General features: G+C 61.0%; 12 protein-coding genes. 7 read left to right on the forward strand and 5 right to left on the reverse strand.

Annotated features, from left to right (window positions below):
- The first annotated feature begins 1 nt into the window (after position 1).
- From M2401_RS32235 to azu, 5 genes are all read left to right on the forward strand, one after another.
- Complete coding sequence (locus M2401_RS32235; RefSeq protein ID WP_259110749.1) at positions 2-772, forward strand: hypothetical protein; 771 nt, start codon at positions 2-4, stop codon at positions 770-772.
- A 226-nt stretch (positions 773-998) separates the two neighbouring features.
- A complete protein-coding gene (locus tag M2401_RS32240; RefSeq protein ID WP_259110752.1) occupies positions 999-4,289 on the forward strand; it encodes a DUF2126 domain-containing protein in 3,291 nt (1,096 codons plus the stop codon).
- A gap of 111 nt (positions 4,290-4,400) precedes the next feature.
- On the forward strand, positions 4,401-6,914 hold the full coding sequence (locus M2401_RS32245) for a circularly permuted type 2 ATP-grasp protein (protein WP_259110755.1): 2,514 nt from the start codon (positions 4,401-4,403) through the stop codon (positions 6,912-6,914).
- Positions 6,914-7,807, forward strand: a complete 894-nt coding sequence (locus tag M2401_RS32250; protein ID WP_259110758.1) for a transglutaminase family protein — start codon at positions 6,914-6,916, stop codon at positions 7,805-7,807. The genes M2401_RS32245 and M2401_RS32250 overlap by 1 nt, the downstream gene beginning before the upstream one ends.
- 474 nt (positions 7,808-8,281) lie before the next feature.
- Entirely contained in the window at positions 8,282-8,728 is a 447-nt protein-coding gene (gene azu, locus M2401_RS32255; RefSeq protein WP_259110761.1) for an azurin, read from the forward strand.
- 35 nt (positions 8,729-8,763) lie between these two features.
- On the opposite strand, the gene M2401_RS32260 is transcribed toward azu, so the two are convergent.
- The 5 genes from M2401_RS32260 to M2401_RS32280 form a co-directional block, all read right to left on the reverse strand.
- Positions 8,764-9,444 (reverse strand): hypothetical protein, encoded by a 681-nt coding sequence (locus M2401_RS32260; RefSeq protein ID WP_259110763.1) that lies wholly within the window; start codon positions 9,442-9,444, stop codon positions 8,764-8,766.
- A 208-nt stretch (positions 9,445-9,652) separates the two neighbouring features.
- On the reverse strand, positions 9,653-10,669 hold the full coding sequence (locus tag M2401_RS32265; RefSeq protein ID WP_259110765.1) for a DUF1338 domain-containing protein: 1,017 nt from the start codon (positions 10,667-10,669) through the stop codon (positions 9,653-9,655).
- Between the two features lie 224 nt (positions 10,670-10,893).
- A complete protein-coding gene (nadE, locus tag M2401_RS32270) occupies positions 10,894-11,721 on the reverse strand; it encodes an ammonia-dependent NAD(+) synthetase (RefSeq protein WP_259110767.1) in 828 nt (275 codons plus the stop codon).
- A 40-nt stretch (positions 11,722-11,761) separates the two neighbouring features.
- Positions 11,762-12,961, reverse strand: a complete 1,200-nt coding sequence (pncB, locus tag M2401_RS32275; RefSeq protein ID WP_259110769.1) for a nicotinate phosphoribosyltransferase — start codon at positions 12,959-12,961, stop codon at positions 11,762-11,764.
- 99 nt (positions 12,962-13,060) lie between these two features.
- Complete coding sequence (locus M2401_RS32280) at positions 13,061-13,963, reverse strand: LysR family transcriptional regulator (RefSeq protein ID WP_259110771.1); 903 nt, start codon at positions 13,961-13,963, stop codon at positions 13,061-13,063.
- A 145-nt stretch (positions 13,964-14,108) separates the two neighbouring features.
- On the opposite strand from M2401_RS32280, the gene M2401_RS32285 reads away from it, so the two are divergent.
- Positions 14,109-15,599, forward strand: a complete 1,491-nt coding sequence (locus M2401_RS32285) for an aldehyde dehydrogenase family protein (protein ID WP_310504170.1) — start codon at positions 14,109-14,111, stop codon at positions 15,597-15,599.
- Between the two features lie 160 nt (positions 15,600-15,759).
- Positions 15,760-17,043, forward strand: coding sequence for an FAD-binding oxidoreductase (locus M2401_RS32290; protein WP_259110773.1), 1,284 nt, complete (start codon positions 15,760-15,762; stop codon positions 17,041-17,043).
- Positions 17,044-17,098 lie beyond the last annotated feature (55 nt).

The following is a 17,098-nucleotide window of genomic DNA, read 5'->3' on the forward strand; positions in this document are numbered from 1 at the left end:
AATGTATATGTCTGAAAGTGCCATGGAATTTAGAAGGAGGCATTTTTTAGTGTTTATCGTCTCTATTTTTTTAGGGATGATTTCTTGCGCACTCGTACTGGTGCTGGCAATAGGTACTTATTTTGAGCGTTCAGACTTGAATTTGGTGTCTAGATGGATGTTTGCGGTAATATTGATATCGAGTGCGCTCCAGACATTCTTCTGTTTTAGAATTTTGCGAGGCTGCACACGTTGGGTCGGTGGGATGGTGTTTTTATTTACATCATGTTTTTTCATTTCAGCGCCGGCAATTACCTACGATCCGGATTTTGGGTTGTATGCCATTGCGTTGAGTCTGCCGCTCCTTGGTCTGTACTGTTTGAATAGTGAGCGCTATCGGGCGATGCTGGAGGCTGCAAAGAGGAGCCGCTTGGAGAGAACGGGGGGGCGTCAGCCTAAATTGAAAACTTCAAGGCGGCAGATGGCCATAAATAACGGGCTCAGAGCAAAGTCAAAAAAGCCTTTCGTGAGGGAGGAAGTCGGCACCACGATCATAAAGTGGATATTTTGGGCTCTCACTATTTTCTTTATTTTCGGGGTGGTGGTGAAGCTATTTTTAATTTACGAAGGGCTGGTGACAGGGGTTGTAGTCAGCGCTAGTCGTTACGGTTCCCCTAAAAGCTATTCGTTTGCAGATGATCCGTGGATGTTTGGAATATCTATGCTGTTGCACTTGCTGGTAATCGGGGTGTGCGGTCTTTTCTTGAAATTAATGTTATTGCTTCGCGAATGATTGGACGTCACGCCACAATTCGATGATGCTCGGTGGCAGCGCCATTTACACAAATAACCCCGCTCGCCCCATATCCGTGCAACCCTTGCACCGTACCCTTTGCCTGGCGCGATTTTGGTGCTGTGCTTAGCTGAGCGGGCAGTACTAACGCCGCTGGCGCCGGATTTTGCCGAGTGGCATAAGTCTTGCGCGGTTCGATTACCGTCCAGGCCGCAGGAGGCACGCCGTGTCGATTCATATTGCCTTGCACCATGTCACGCATTACCGCTACGAACGTGCGGTTGAACTGGGTCCGCAGATCGTGCGCCTGCGTCCGGCTGCTCATAGCCGTACCCGAGTGCTGTCTTATTCACTGAAGGTGCTGCCGGAAAACCATTTCATCAACTGGCAGCAGGATCCCCAGGGCAATTATCTGGCGCGTCTGGTTTTTCCGGAAAAAACCAAAGAGCTGCGCGTCGAGGTCGATCTGGTCGCCGAGATGGCGGTGTTCAATCCGTTCGACTTTTTCCTCGAGCCCTACGCCGAGAAAATTCCCTTTATCTACGCCAGCGAAGAGCAGCGTGAGCTGGCCCCGTATCTGGAAAAACTGCCGCTGACGCCCAAGTTCGCGGCTTATCTGGACAGCATCGACCGCGAGCCGCTGCCAGCCATCGATTTCCTGGTGGCGCTGAACCAGCGCCTGAGTCAGGACATCGAGTACCTGATCCGCATGGAGCCGGGTGTACAGACCCCGGAGTTCACCCTCGATAACGCCTCCGGTTCCTGCCGCGATTCGGCCTGGCTGCTGGTACAGCTGCTGCGTCATATGGGCATGGCCGCGCGTTTCGTCTCGGGCTACCTGATTCAGCTCAAGGCTGACGTCGAAGCGCTCGACGGGCCGTCCGGTACCGATGTCGATTTCACCGACCTGCATGCCTGGTGCGAGGTGTATCTGCCCGGCGCCGGTTGGGTCGGTCTCGATGCCACTTCCGGTTTGTTCGCGGGAGAGGGGCATATTCCCCTGGCCTGTAGCCCTGAGCCGTCCTCCGCAGCGCCGATCAGCGGTCTGGTCGAGCCGTGTGAAACCGAGTTCAGCCATGAAATGTCCGTCGAGCGGATTTGGGAAGCGCCTCGCGTCACCAAACCCTATACCGACGTGCAGTGGGCCGAGATCCAGGCCCTGGGCCATCAGATCGATGCTGATCTGAAAGCAGAGGACGTGCGCCTGACCATGGGCGGCGAGCCGACGTTCGTGTCCATCGACGACCGCGACGGCGCCGAATGGAACACTGCCGCCCTCGGCCCGCGCAAACGCGCCTTGTCGGCCGATCTGTTCCTGCGCATGCGCAAGCACTACGCGCCCCACAGCATCGTGCATTTCGGCCAGGGCAAGTGGTATCCCGGCGAGCAATTGCCGCGCTGGTCGCTGAACTGTTTCTGGCGCAAGGACGGTCAGCCGGTCTGGCGCAATGATGCGCTGATCGCCGATGAAACCCGGGATTACGGTGCTACCGGTGAACTGGCCGGGCGCTTCCTCAGCAGCGTGGCCGAGCGCCTAAAGGTGCCGGCACGTTTTGTGTTCCCGGCCTACGAAGACAATTTCTATTACCTGTGGCGTGAAGGCGCGTTGCCGTTGAACGTCACGGCTGAAGATCCGCGCCTGAGCGACGAGATGGAGCGCGAGCGCCTGCGCAAGGTGTTCAATCAGGGACTGGACAAGGTCATCGGCCAGGTCCTGCCGTTGGCGCGTACAGCGGCCGGGGATCGCTGGCAGAGCGGTCGCTGGTACTTGCGTGACACCCATTGCCGTCTGGTGCCGGGTGATTCGGCGCTGGGCTACCGTCTGCCACTGGCGTCGCAGCCATGGGTCAAGGCGGCGGAGTACCCGTACATCCATCCGAACGACCTCAATCAGGACTTCCCCGAGCTGCCTGGCAGTGATTTGGTCAGCACGCGGCTCGATGGTTTACCTGAGCATGTCGAGGGTGCGGCCGAGGCTGTGCCGGTGGTCGACGAGTCCGCTGACTGGCTGACCCGCACGGCGCTATGCTGTGAAGCACGCGATGGCCGCTTGTATTTGTTCATGCCGCCGTTGCAGAAGCTCGAGGAATACCTGGAGCTGGTGGCCGCCATTGAGGCCACCGCGCAAGAGTTGAATTGCCCGATCCTGCTGGAAGGCTACGAGCCGCCACACGACCCGCGTCTGTCCAACTTCCGCGTGACCCCGGACCCGGGCGTTATCGAAGTCAATGTACAGCCGTCCGCCAACTGGGACGAACTGGTCGAGCGCACCGAATTCCTCTACGAGCAGGCCCGTCTCACCCGCCTGACCACTGAGAAGTTCATGATCGACGGGCGCCATACCGGCACCGGCGGCGGCAACCACTTCGTGCTGGGCGGAGCAACGCCAGGAGACTCGCCGTTCCTGCGCCGTCCGGACCTGCTGCGCAGCCTGCTCAGTTACTGGCATAACCACCCGTCGCTGTCGTATCTGTTCTCCGGGCTGTTTATCGGCCCTACCTCCCAGGCACCGCGGATCGACGAGGCGCGCAACGATTCGCTGTACGAGCTGGAGATCGCCTTCGCCCAGATGCCCAAGGCCGGCGATACCGTTGCGCCATGGCTGGTTGACCGGCTGCTGCGCAACCTGCTGATCGACGTGACGGGTAACACCCACCGTGCCGAGTTCTGCATCGACAAGCTGTATTCGCCGGACGGTGCCACCGGGCGCCTGGGGCTGCTGGAACTGCGTGCGTTCGAAATGCCACCCCATGCCCGCATGAGCCTGGCCCAACAACTGTTGCTGCGTGCGCTGGTCGCGCGGTTCTGGCGTGAACCCTATGCGCCGCCGAAACTGGCGCGCTGGGGCACCGAGCTGCATGACCGGTTCATGCTGCCGCACTTCATTCAGCAGGATTTCAACGACGTCATCGTCGAACTCAACGCCGCAGGCTATCCGCTGCGCGCCGACTGGTTCGCCGCACACCTGGAGTTCCGATTCCCAAAGGTCGGCGACTATGCCGTCAGTGGTATCGAGCTGGAGCTGCGTCAGGCCCTGGAACCCTGGCACGTGCTGGGCGAGGAGGGCTCGGCCGGTGGTGCGGTGCGCTATGTGGATTCGTCCCTGGAGCGTTTGCAGGTCAAGCTCAATGGCCTGCCGCCGCAGCGTTACGTGCTGACCTGCAATGGCATCCCGGTGCCGCTGCAACCGACCGGGCGCACCGGCGAGTTCGTCGCCGGGGTGCGATATCGCGCCTGGCAGCCGGCCAATTGCCTGCAACCGACCATTCCCGTTCACGCACCGCTGGTTTTCGACCTGGTGGACACATGGATGCAGCGCTCACTGGGCGGCTGCGAGTATCATGTCGCCCATCCTGGCGGCCGTAACTACGAAACCCTGCCGGTCAACGCCAACGAAGCAGAAAGTCGGCGTCTGGCGCGGTTTTTCCGTATCGGCCACAGCCCCGGCAAACTGGATGTGCCACCGCTGACCATCAATGATGAGTTGCCTATGACGCTGGATATGCGTCTGCATTAAATAAGTGCAACAGCCGGACGATACTATAGGGAGGGGTGTGATATCACATCGACATCCCTGTAGTGTCGTCCGTGCCTATTTGAAGTCCTTACAGTCTCTGCCGAGCCCTCCATGCCTGACCTGCTTGACCGCTATCCGCTTTCTGCGGGTACTTACCACGAGATGCTCGATGCCAGCGGCGCCGTGCGCCCGCATTGGCTGCGTCTCTATGAGCATTTGCAGCGCAGCACGCCTGCCCAGCTGATTCAGCGCCAGGCCTTGCTGACCCGGCAAATCCAGGAAAACGGTGTTACCTACAACGTCTATGCCGACCCCAAGGGCGCCGATCGTCCGTGGGAGCTGGATCTGCTGCCGCATCTGATTGCTGCGGATGAGTGGAAACAGGTGTCCGCCGGCATCGCCCAGCGCGCACGCCTGCTCAATGCGGTACTGGCGGACTTGTACGGCCCGCAGACCCTGATTGCCAACGGCTTGCTGCCTGCCGAACTGGTATTCGGTCACAACAATTTCCTCTGGCCGTGCCAGGGCGTGAAGCCGCCGGAAGACATCTTCCTGCACATGTACGCCGTAGACCTGGCGCGCACCCCGGACGGGCGCTGGTGGGTCACTGCCGACCGTACCCAGGCGCCGTCCGGTGCCGGTTATGCCCTGGAAAACCGGCAGATCGTATCCCGGGCGTTTCCGGATACGTATCGCGACTTGCAGGTGCAGCACCTGTCGGGCTTTTTCCGCAGCCTGCAGGAAACCCTGGCCCGCCAGGCGCCGTCGAGCAACGAAGCGCCACTGATCGTGCTGCTGACGCCGGGGCGTTTCAACGAAAGCTATTTCGAACACCTGTATCTGGCCCGTCAGCTCGGTTATCCGCTTGTTGAAGGCGGGGATCTGACCGTGCGCGACGCCACGGTCTACCTCAAGACCCTCAGTGGCCTGCGCCGGGTGCACGCGATCATGCGGCGCTTGGACGATGACTTCTGCGACCCGCTGGAACTGCGCACTGACTCGGCCCTGGGCGTGCCCGGCCTGCTGGAAGCGGTGCGTCAGGGCCGGGTGCTGGTGGCCAATGCCCTGGGCAGCGGCGTGCTGGAATCGCCGGGCCTGCTGGGCTTCTTGCCGAAAATCAATGAATACCTGTTTGGCGAAGAGCTGATCCTGCCGTCGGTGGCGACCTGGTGGTGCGGTGAGCCGCCGGTGCTGGCCCAGGCGCTGGAAAAGATGCCCGAGTTGCTGATCAAACCGGCCTTTCCATCCCAGAGTTTCGCTCCGGTCTTCGGTCGCGACCTTAACGAGAAACAGCGCAAGGCCCTGGCCGAGCGCATGCAGGCGCGTCCGTACGCCTATGTCGCTCAGGAGCTGGCGCAACTGTCCCACGCACCGATCTGGCAGCCCGACGGCGAGCAACTGCAACCTCGGGCCATCGGCATGCGTGTGTATGCGGTCGCCGGTAGCGACGGCAGTTATCGCGTGCTGCCGGGCGGCCTGACCCGAGTTGCTGCCGAAGCCGATGCCGATGTGGTGTCGATGCAGCGTGGCGGTGCGAGCAAGGACACCTGGGTGTTGGGCGAGCAGCGTTCCTACGGCGGCGAGCCGTGGAAAAGCCAGCGCACCCTCGGCGTCCACGACCTGATCCGCCGCGACCCGTATCTGCCGTCGCGGGTGGTGGAAAACCTGTTCTGGTTCGGCCGCTACTGCGAACGCTGCGACGACAGTGCGCGGATGCTGCGCATCATGATCGCCCGTTATGTCGACGACGATGATCCACAAGCCTTGCAGGCTGCGGTGGCCTTGGGCGAAAGCCTGGGCCTGCTGCCGGGGATCGACGAAGACGACGAGGAGGCCAGCACCCTGCATAACCGCCTGCTCGCCGGCCTGCTCGGTGAAGACTGGGCCTTCAGCCTGCGCGCCAACCTGCAACGCCTGCAATGGTCGGCGTCCCAGGTGCGCGGCAAGCTGTCCCGGGAAAACTGGCAGGCCCTAGTGGAGCTGCAGCGCGAAGCTACCAGCCTCGACACCAAGGAACCGGATTTCGGCGAACTACTGGATTTCCTCAACCGTCTGGTGATGTCCCTGGCGGCGCTGTCCGGCTTTGCTCTGGACGACATGACTCGCGACGAAGGCTGGCGTTTCCTGATGATCGGCCGGCGTATCGAGCGCCTGAAATTCCTCAGCAGCAGCCTCGCGGCGTTCATCCGTGGTGCGGCGGCATCGGATCAGGCCGGCCTGGAATGGCTGCTTGAATTGGGCAACAGCAGCATCACCTACCGCTCGCGTTATCTGGCGCTGCCGCAACTGATCCCGGTCCTGGATTTGCTCCTGCTCGACGAGCAGAACCCCCATGCCGTGCTGTTCCAGCTCAAACTGGTGTCGCGTTCGCTCAACAGGCTCAATGAAGACTTCGGTGCACCCAAGGACAACAGTTTGAATGTGCAGATCAAGCGCCTGGCGGCGTTCGATCTCGGTTGCCTGGAAAATGCACTGTTTGGCGAAAGCAGCGTACAGGCAGCTCTCGATGGCCTGGCCGACCTGCTGCAAGGCATCGCCGAAACCAGCGGTCAGGTATCCGACCGCCTGGCCCTGCGCCATTTTGCCCATGTCGATGATGTCAGCCAGCGCACGGTGTCCGTCTGATGAGCGCCCATTACCAGATTCTTCACGATACCCATTACAAGTACGACAGCCCGGTGTCTCTGGCTCAGCAGCTGGCGCATCTGTGGCCGCGGCGTAACCCCTGGCAGCGCTGCACTGAACAGCAACTGGTGATCAGCCCGGCGCCGACCACGCGCCGCGATGAGCTGGACGTATTCGGTAATCCCCTGACCCGCCTGGCGTTCGAGCGGCCCCATGACGAGCTGCAGGTCAATGCACGGCTACGGGTCGAGGTGCTGCACAAGCCGTTGTTGGACTTCTATCAGTCGCCTGCCTGGGATTCGACCCGCAGCAGCATGACTTACACCGCCCGGCCCATGTCAGCGGACATTCTGGAAGCCTGTCGTTATCGTTTCGAGTCGCCGTATGTGCACCTCAAGCAATCGTTCGTCGACTTCTCCGCCGTCTGCTTCCCGCCGGGGCGGCCGCTGCTGCTCTGCGTGCAGGCGCTGATGGAGAAAATCTTCAAAGAATTCACCTTCGACGACGAAGCGACCCAGGTGGCGACGCCGCTGGTTGAAGTGCTTGAGCGCCGTCGCGGGGTCTGTCAGGACTTCGCCCACCTGATGCTCGCCTGCCTGCGCTCGCGGGGTCTGTCGGCGCGCTATGTCAGCGGCTACCTGCTGACCCAGCCTCCGCCGGGCCAACCGCGCCTGATTGGCGCAGACGCCTCCCACGCCTGGGTCTCGGTGTTCTGCCCGGTGCTGGGTTGGGTGGATTTCGATCCGACCAACAACGTGCAGCCGGCGCTGGAACATATCTGCCTGGCCTGGGGACGGGATTTCTCCGACGTCTCGCCGTTGCGGGGGGTGATTCTGGGCGGCGGCAACCATGACCCGGAAGTGCGGGTGACGGTGATGCCGGTGAGTGGGTGATCACGTCACAAGCATTCATGGTTGGGAGAACATAAGTTGCTGGTGCCAATTGTGGGGAGAGAACTCTGTGGGAGCGAATTCATTCGCGAAGAAGGCGGCTCAGACGACAGATTTTTATCTAATGTACTGGCCTCTTCGCGAATAAATTCGCTCCCACAATTCGCTGTGACAACCGTAATTCATTGATCAATCGCGCAACCGCGCCCCTTCGATCTCATGGGTATAGCTGCCGCTGGCGCCACAGGCGTAGGCGGCGAGCAAACTGCGAAACAGGCTATTGAAGGTCATGATGGCGGGCTCTCTAAGTGGGCATGGCGCGATACTACGGCGCGGCTACGCTTGAGGCTGGTTGATTGTCTCCATGACCCTGATAGCCTTTCACTCGGTTCCGTTGATGCAAATCATTGGCAGCAGCGCAGGGATCAGGCAGTCTCGCGGGCAAATGATCGAAACTTCCTGCCTTGGAGACTCCTTATGATTCGCAAGCTTGTTGCTGTATCGCTGCTGACCCTGGCCAGTGGCCAATTGCTGGCTGCCGAGTGCGCTATCACGGTGGATTCCACCGACCAGATGTCCTACGACACCAAGGCCATCGAGATCGACAAGAGCTGCAAAGAGTTCACCATCAACCTGAAACACTCCGGCAGCCTGCCAAAAGCGGTCATGGGTCATAACCTGGTGATCAGCAAAGAGGCCGATGCCCAGCCGATTGCCACTGATGGCCTGAGCGTTGGTATCGACAAGAACTACATCAAGGATGGCGACACCCGCGTTATTGCCCATACCAAGGTGATCGGCGCCGGTGAAACAGATTCCCTCAAGCTGGATGTGTCCAAGCTCGATGCAGCTGAAAAATATATGTTTTTCTGCTCCTTTCCTGGCCATATCAGCATGATGAAAGGCACTGTCACTCTGAAGTAAGTCGGTAGACCGCGCGCGACCTGTTCCAGACTGGATCAGGTCGCCGGTTCGGCCATGCGCAACGTCATGCGAATGGTCTTGCCCGCCAGTTGCTGGCGGCTGACCGCGCCGCCGGGCCGTCGTTGATGCCTGCCATCGCTGGCCACCTTCCAGTCCTTGTCCGCCGCTTCACACTCCAGGCGCCTGGCTTCGGCTTGCCCCTCGGCAGCCCAGACAGCCCGCCAACTGCACAGCCCCCGATACTCCTTCGCCCCTGACGCCGGAAACCCCGGAACGCCGTTCTTCTGCCGTGGGCTCATGTCCGGCCGTATGGCGATGACCCCGCCGCTGGTGCTACTGCGCAGTGCGTGCTGCTCGCCATGGAAACCATCGATGACCAGGCTCACCTCGCTGAGCAGCATCTCGCAGTCGGGCAGGCTGTAGCTCAGGGCGATCTCGAAGTTGAAGGCCTGCACGTCGGGCGCGCTGTCGTGTTGCAGCAGCGCAGGCGGGTAGTTGCAACGATGGGATGAGCCGGATGGTGTGTAGTGGGCAGTGGCACGCAACGCACTATGGGCAGGGATTTCGCCGCTGAGGGTGAAGGATGCGGCGCTGCTGTCCGGGGCGCGGGAGATTGACTGGCTGGCGGCGGTGGCAATCCAGCAGACCACGGCAAATGCGGCGCACGCCGGAATGAACCACGGACGCTGGACGATGGAGCGTTGTTGAGAGAACACGGTGTAGCCCTGAACGACATGTCTGGAAACAGATTGCCGAGAGGGGCAGGCCGGTTCAAGAGTCCGAGGGAAATTCAGAAATGTCCTACAGGTCGATACCTGTGGGAGCGAGGCTTGCCCGCGAAGAGGTCAGTACATTCGATATTTATCTATCGTCAGGAATACCGTATTCGCGGGCAAGCCTCGCTCCCACAGGGGGATGTTGACGTTACCTGGCGGTCATCTTGAAGATGCCCTGGGCATTGCTGCTGTCGAAATTGAGGTCCAGACGCTCAGTGTCCGGGTCGATCTTGCGCTGGATGAACTCGACGAACGAGCCCGGCACCTGTTGTTCCCGCACGCGCCCCGAAGCATCGGCAAAGCCGCGGGTGACGGTGCAGGCGCGGTAGGCGGTCTGCATGACCCGGCCCGAGGTGGACACTTCGATGCTGTCCTTCATGGGCCGCTCGATGCGGTTCTGCTCGGCAACCACGGCTTCCAGGTCGATCACCCGGTCAGTCAAGTGGTTGAAGCTGTTGCCTTCGGTGGATATCCAGGCCATTTCCGCGCTTTCGGCGAGCAGGGTCTGGTAATCGGCCTGTTGCACCACGCCATGCTGGCGGTCGAAAGCCTGATACAGGGCTGGCAGCAGGGCGCGGGCTTCGGCCAGGCTGCAATGGCGGGTCAGGCGCAGGCGCTTGAGGATGCTCAAGTGCTCGCTGGTCAGCGGGTCACGGCTGCTGCTGACTACGCGGGTCACGGCATTCTGGAAGGCTTCGCTGAAGCGGCCCGGATGCAGCTCGGAGACGAAGAACTGGGCGATATCTTCCGGCAGGTCCATCTGGCGATAGGCCCAGCCGGTCATGTTCAGTTTGGTCAGCGGGTAGGTGCGCACATCGGTGAAGCCCAGGGGCTCCAGCAGACGCGAGAACGCCTGGCGGCCACGCGGCAGCTCGCCGTTTTCCGGCCAGTCGACGGTGCGGATGGCGCCGTGGTCGAACACCACCTTGCGGTCCTGTTGCGCCTGTTCATCGACATAGCTACGGCCCGCTGGCACGGCTTCGGTCAGCTTGTACAGTAAGCTCAGGTTCAGCGCTTCGGCCAGCCAGGCGCGGTGCAGGTTGTCTTCGCCCCAGGAGAACTCATGCAGACCCTGCGGGACTTCGACGTGACTTTCCAGCCACTGTGCGGCCGGTTGACCGACGACGGTGGCGACGAGAGAGAAGAGGCCTTGGAACGAGGACATGGGCAGCGGCTCTGACGATGGCAAATGAGGCCATCATCAAAGCCCCTATTGACGATGCGGACAAGCGAAAAAAAACGGCGGGTTCATTCCGTTTTCTATTGCTGGCCACTACATGCTGTGGGAGCGAGGCTTGCCCGCGAAGGCTTCGGCGCGGTATTTCTGAAGCACCCCGCTGTCTTTTTCGCGGGCAAGCCTCGCTCCTACGGACCGCTATAAGGCCCGAATCACGGGGCGTACGGCAGATCCCGCTTGTGCTGGGTCTTGTGGTAGGTGTCGGCAATGATCCTGAACGCTTCTTCGCGCACCGGCTCGCCATGCAGGAAAGCGTCGATCTCGGCGTAGGTCACGCCGTGGCTGGCTTCGTCGGGTTTGCCGGGGACCAGGTCTTCCAGGTCGGCAGTCGGGATTTTCTCCACCAGATTCTGCGGCGCGCCGAAGCTGCGGGCGATGGCGCGGACCTGGTTTTTCACCAGACCGCTCAGAGGCGCCAGGTCGCAGGCGCCGTCGCCGAATTTGGTGAAGAAGCCCATGACGGCTTCCGCCGCATGATCCGTACCGATCACCAGACCACCCAGGGCGCCGGCGATGGTGTATTGGGCGACCATGCGCGTACGCGCCTTGATATTGCCTTTGACGAAGTCCACGGCGCTGTCTGGCAGCCCGTCGAACGCCTTGACCTGTTCGGCCAGGGCTTTCACCGACGGGGCGATGTCCACGGTGTGGCGCTCGTCGGGGTTGATAAAGTCCACGGACGCGGTGGCTTCGTGCTCGTCATGCTGGATGTGATACGGCAGGCGCACGGCAACGAAGCGGTAGGCCTGATCACCGGTGCTCTCGCGCAGTTCCTTGACCGCGCGTTGCGCCAGCAGCCCGGCTGTCAGGGAGTCGACGCCGCCGCTGATGCCCAGTACCAGGGTCTTGAGCCGCGAGTTTTGCAGGCAGTCCTTGATGAACTGAATGCGTCGGGCGACCTCGGCCTCAAGGGCTGCCTGGTCGGCGAAAGGTGGCTGGACCTTGAGCTGTTCAGCGATTTCGAGCTGTACCGCTTGCATGATTCACTCCTTGGTTTTGAAGGCGTTGGCGGTGGTTGAGTCAGCCGGGCACCTTGAAGACATGGCGCAGGTAGGCGACAAAATTCGGGTCCTTGCATTGGGTCTTGCCGGGTTCGTCGGAGATCTTCGCCACCGGCTGGCCGGCGCAGGCGGTCATCTTCAGGACGATACTCATCGGCTCGACGCCCGGTATGTCAGCGGTCAGGTTGGTGCCGATGCCGAAGCTGACATTGATCCGACCACGCAAGGCGCGGAATATTTCCAGGGCCTTGGGCAAGGTCAGGCCATCGGAGAAGACCAGGGTCTTGCTCATGGGGTCTATGCCCAGGCGCTGGTAATGGGTGATGCATTTTTCGGCCCAGATCACCGGATCGCCCGAATCATGGCGCAGGCCGTCGAACAGCTTGGCGAAGTACAGATCGAAATCGGTAAGGAAGGCGTCGGTATTGATGCAGTCGGTCAGGGCGATACCCAGCAGGCCGCGGTATTCGCGGACCCAGCAGTCCAGCGCGGCAATCTGACTGTCGATCAGGCGCGGGCCGAGCTGTTGGTGGGCCATGATCCACTCATGGGCCATGGTGCCCAGGGGCTTGAGGTCATTCTGGCGCGCAAGCTGCACATTACTGGTGCCGACGAACTGGCCGGGGAAGTCTTTCTTGAGCACGCGTACGACTTCTTCCTGTACGCGATAGGAAAAGCGCCGACGGGTGCCGAAGTCAGCCACTTTAAGCTCGGCCAGCTCATCGGGTCGGGCATTGGCGGTCAGCCAGTCGAACTTGCGGTACAACTGCTCCCGTGCCTCGCTGAGCAGAATCCCCGAGTGACGCGTGCGGTTGCGCACTTCGCTGACGATGGCCAGCAGCGGCACTTCAAAGAGAATCACATGCAGCCACGGGCCATGCAGACGGATGCACAACTCACCATCCTCGATGCTGGCCTTGACGTAGCGCATGTTGAAACGGAACAGGCCCAAAAAGCGCAGGAAGTCAGGCTTCATGAACGTGATGCGTTCCAGAAAGGCCAGTTGCTCGTTGCTCATGGACAGCTCGCACAACAGTTCGATTTGCTGGCGAATTTCGTTCAGATACGGGCGCAGGTCTTCGCCATTGCGGCAGCGAAACTCCCACTCGACGTCGACGTTGGGATAGTTGTGCAGCACGGCCTGCATCATGGTCAGCTTGTAGAAATCGGTATCCAGCAAGTTCTGCACGATGCGGTCGGAGAAGGCGCTCTCGCTCATGTTTTATTGGTCTCCAGAGTCGCCGATAAAGTAGGGGCAGGCTGTCAGGCAGGTGATTACAGGGCAGTGCCGACAGGTGCAGAGGCGGCATTGTCGCGCTTAATCCGTCGGGTTATCCAACTGTTCCAGCATCCATTGCACAAAATCACGGACTTTGGGCACCTCGGCGGCATGCTCGGGGTAGGCCAGGTAATAGGCGTCATGGCTGGGCAGGGCGTGGGCCCAAGGGATGATCAGCTTGCCATCCGCCAGCTCCTCTTCGACCAGGAAACGCGGCAGCAGTGCCACGCCGCAACCGACCTGGGCGGCGCGGATGCACATATAAAAGGTCTCGAAACGCGGCCCGTGGTAGCTGTGTTCGGTGTGATAGCCCTGGCTGTCGAACCATTCGTGCCAGGCCTGGGGCCGATAGGCGTTTTGCAGCAGGACCATGTCGGTCAATTGCGTCGGATCGGTCAGTGGCGTCGACGGCAGGCTGTCGGGGGAGCAGACCGGCACCAGTTCTTCGTCGAACAGGCGCACGCTCTCGGCGCCAGGCAGGGCGCCCTGGCCAAAGTAGAAGGCCAGATCGCAACGGCCCTGGATCAGGTCGTCCGCGCCCTGTTCGTTGATCAGGTCCAGATGAATGTGCGGATGACGCAGGCGCCAGCCCTTGAGTCGCGGCACCAGCCAGCGCGCGCCGAAGGTCGAGGGTGTGGAAACCCGAAGGACTTCGGTTTCACCGCCGTAGGAACGCAGAAAGTGCGTGGACATCTCGACCTGGGTCAAGATCTTGCGTACTTCCGCCAGATACAGTGCCCCGGCGGGCGTCAGTTGCAAACGGCGACGGACCCGGCGGAACAGCAGGTGTTGCACCAGCTCTTCGAGCTGCGCGACCTGCTTGCTGACCGCGCTCTGGGTCAGATTCAGCTCTTCGGCCGCGCGGGTGAAGCTCAGGTGCCGGGTCACCGCTTCAAAGCATTGCAGGGCGGTGATCGAGGGCAGGTAGCGCTTGTTCAGCATGGGTGGGGTCGCCTTGACGCTGGATCGCAGGTTGCATGAATAAACGGAATGATATCTCGCCGAATGGTCGTTTGTTGCAATGTATGAACAAGGCTATTACTAGAGCCTGAAGATTTTCCCGAATTCTGCAATCAAAGGAGCCACCATGCTTACCGACCTGCTAACCCGTCTCGGTGTCGATCCAGCCCTGTACCAGAAGGGCGACAAGCCTGTGCACACACCGATCAACGGCGAGCGCATCGGCGCTGTGACCTGGCAAGGCGCGGCTGAAGTCGAGCAACAGGTGACCCGTGCCGACGCAGCGTTTGACGCCTGGCGCAAGGTTCCGGCCCCCCGTCGTGGCGAGCTGATCCGCCTGTTCGGCGAAGCGCTGCGCAAATATAAGGCTGACCTGGGCGAGCTGGTGTCCTGGGAAGCGGGCAAGATCACTCAGGAAGGCCTGGGTGAAGTGCAGGAAATGATCGATATCTGCGACTTCGCGGTTGGTCTGTCCCGCCAGCTGTACGGCTTGACCATCGCTTCCGAGCGCCCGGGCCACCATATGCGTGAAACCTGGCACCCACTGGGTGTGGTCGGCGTGATCAGTGCGTTCAACTTCCCGGTGGCCGTCTGGTCGTGGAACACCGCACTGGCGCTGGTCTGCGGTAACTCGGTGATCTGGAAACCGTCGGAAAAGACCCCGCTGACCGGCCTGGCCTGTCAGGCGCTGTTCGACCGCGTCGCCAAGGACTTCCCGGATGCACCGCCTTATCTCGCCCAAGTGATCATTGGCGGCCGCGATGCCGGTGAAGCCTTGGTCGATGACCCGCGCGTCGCCCTGATCAGCGCTACCGGCAGCACCCGCATGGGCCGTGAAGTCGCACCGAAGATCGCCGCGCGCTTTGCCCGCAGCATCCTTGAGCTTGGCGGCAACAACGCCATGATCCTCACCCCGAGTGCCGACCTGGACCTGGCCGTGCGCGCAGTATTGTTCAGCGCCGTCGGTACTGCCGGCCAGCGTTGCACCACTTTGCGTCGCCTGATTGCCCACGAATCGGTCAAGGCTGACTTCGTTTCACGTCTGAAAACCGCGTACTCGAAAGTCCGTATCGGTCACCCGCTGGAAGGCAACCTGATCGGCCCGCTGATCGATCAACAAAGCTTCCAGGGCATGCAGGACGCCCTCGAGCAGGCGCTTAGCGAAGGCGGCAAGGTATTCGGCGGCGAGCGTCAGTTGCAGGACACCTTCCCTAACGCTTACTACGTTTCCCCGGCCATCGTTGAAATGCCTGAGCAAAGCGCGGTGGTGCGCCACGAAACCTTCGCTCCGATCCTTTATGTGATTGGCTACGAGGAGTTCAGCGACGCCGTGCGCCTGAACAACGAAGTGCCACAAGGCCTGTCCTCGTGCATCTTCACCACCGACGTGCGTGAAGCCGAGTCGTTTATCTCGGCAGTGGGCAGCGACTGCGGTATCGCCAACGTCAACATCGGCCCAAGCGGCGCGGAAATCGGCGGCGCCTTCGGTGGCGAGAAAGAAACCGGCGGTGGCCGTGAGTCCGGTTCGGATTCGTGGAAAGGCTACATGCGTCGCCAGACCGCGACCGTGAACTACTCCCGCGAACTGCCGTTGGCGCAGGGTATTACCTTCGACTGATTGATGTGGCGCTGATGCAGGGCTGATGTGGGGCCGGCTTTAGCCGGGAAGACGCAGGCAGGATCGATAAGCTTCTATCGTCTTTACATTTGTCTTCCCGGCTAAAGCCGGTCCCACCGTATTCAAATGAACCATCGTTGTCTCTTTCCGGGGTTTTGCGATGTCGCTACGCGAAGAATGTCTATGGGAAACGCTGACGCCGCAGAGGCCTGACGCGTCAGCGTTGAAGGGGGAGGTGACGGCGGATGTCTGTGTGATCGGCGCAGGCATCACCGGGCTTTCCGCTGCGATACATCTGTTGGAACAGGGCAAGAGCGTCGTGATCGTCGAAGCCCACCGCACCGGCCAGGGCGGCTCGGGGCGCAATGTGGGGCTGGTCAACGCCGGTTTGTGGATCCCGCCGGACGATATCGAAGCAGGGTTTGGCGAAGCCATCGGCAGCCAATTGAACAGCATGCTCGGCGGCGCACCTTCGCTGGTGTTCAGCCTGATCGAAAAATACGGCATCGACTGCCAGGCGCGCCGTGAAGGTACGCTGCACATGGCCCATAACGCTCGTGGCGGCGCTGATCTGCGCAGTCGCGAGGAACAATGGAAGCGCCGTGGCGCGCCCGTTGAGTTGTTGACCGGCAAGGCCTGTGAAGAGGCCACCGGTACCAAACAGATCACCAGCGCCTTGCTCGACCGCCGCGCCGGGACGATCAACCCCATGGCCTACACCAGTGGCCTGGCCAAGGCTGTGGAAACCCTGGGTGGCCGCCGCTACGACCATTCTCCGGTCACGCGTCTTGAGCGTCAGGGCGAGCGTTGGTGTGTGGTCACTGATAACGGCGCGGTGATGGCCAGTCAGGTGGTGATCGCCTCCAATGCCTACACCGAAGGCGAGTGGACCGAGCTGCGCCGCAGCTTTTTCCCCGGCTATTACTATCAGGTCGCCTCGGTGCCGCTCAGTGGTGACGCTGCCGCGCAGATTCTGCCGTTCGGTCAGGGCTCGTGGGATACCCGTCAGGTGCTCAGCAGCATCCGCCGTGACGCCGATGGTCGCCTGTTGCTGGGCAGTCTGGGCAATGGCAATCAAAAGCCGGGCTGGTTCCTCAAGGCCTGGGCCGACCGGGTGCAGCAGCATTACTACCCGTATCTGAAGAATGTCGAGTGGGAGTGCACCTGGACGGGCTGTATTTCCTTCACGCCTGACCACTTATTGCGCATGTTCGAACCGGCTCCCAGCCTGGTTGCGGTCACGGGCTATAACGGTCGCGGCAATACCACGGGGACGGTGGTCGGCAAAGCCTTTGCCGATTACCTGTGTACCGGCAATGCCAAGGTGCTGCCTATACCGTTCACGCCGATGGCGCCGTTGGTCGGGGTGGGCCTGCGCAGTGCTTTCTATGAGGCGGGTTTCTCGCTTTATCACGCGGGCCAGTGTCTGCGAATCGTCATATAAGTGGCAGTTCGGACAAGTTGAACGGCACTTTTTTGCACATCCACTAACCTCAAAT

This window comes from Pseudomonas sp. JUb42 (assembly GCF_024807945.1).
GTDB lineage: Bacteria > Pseudomonadota > Gammaproteobacteria > Pseudomonadales > Pseudomonadaceae > Aquipseudomonas.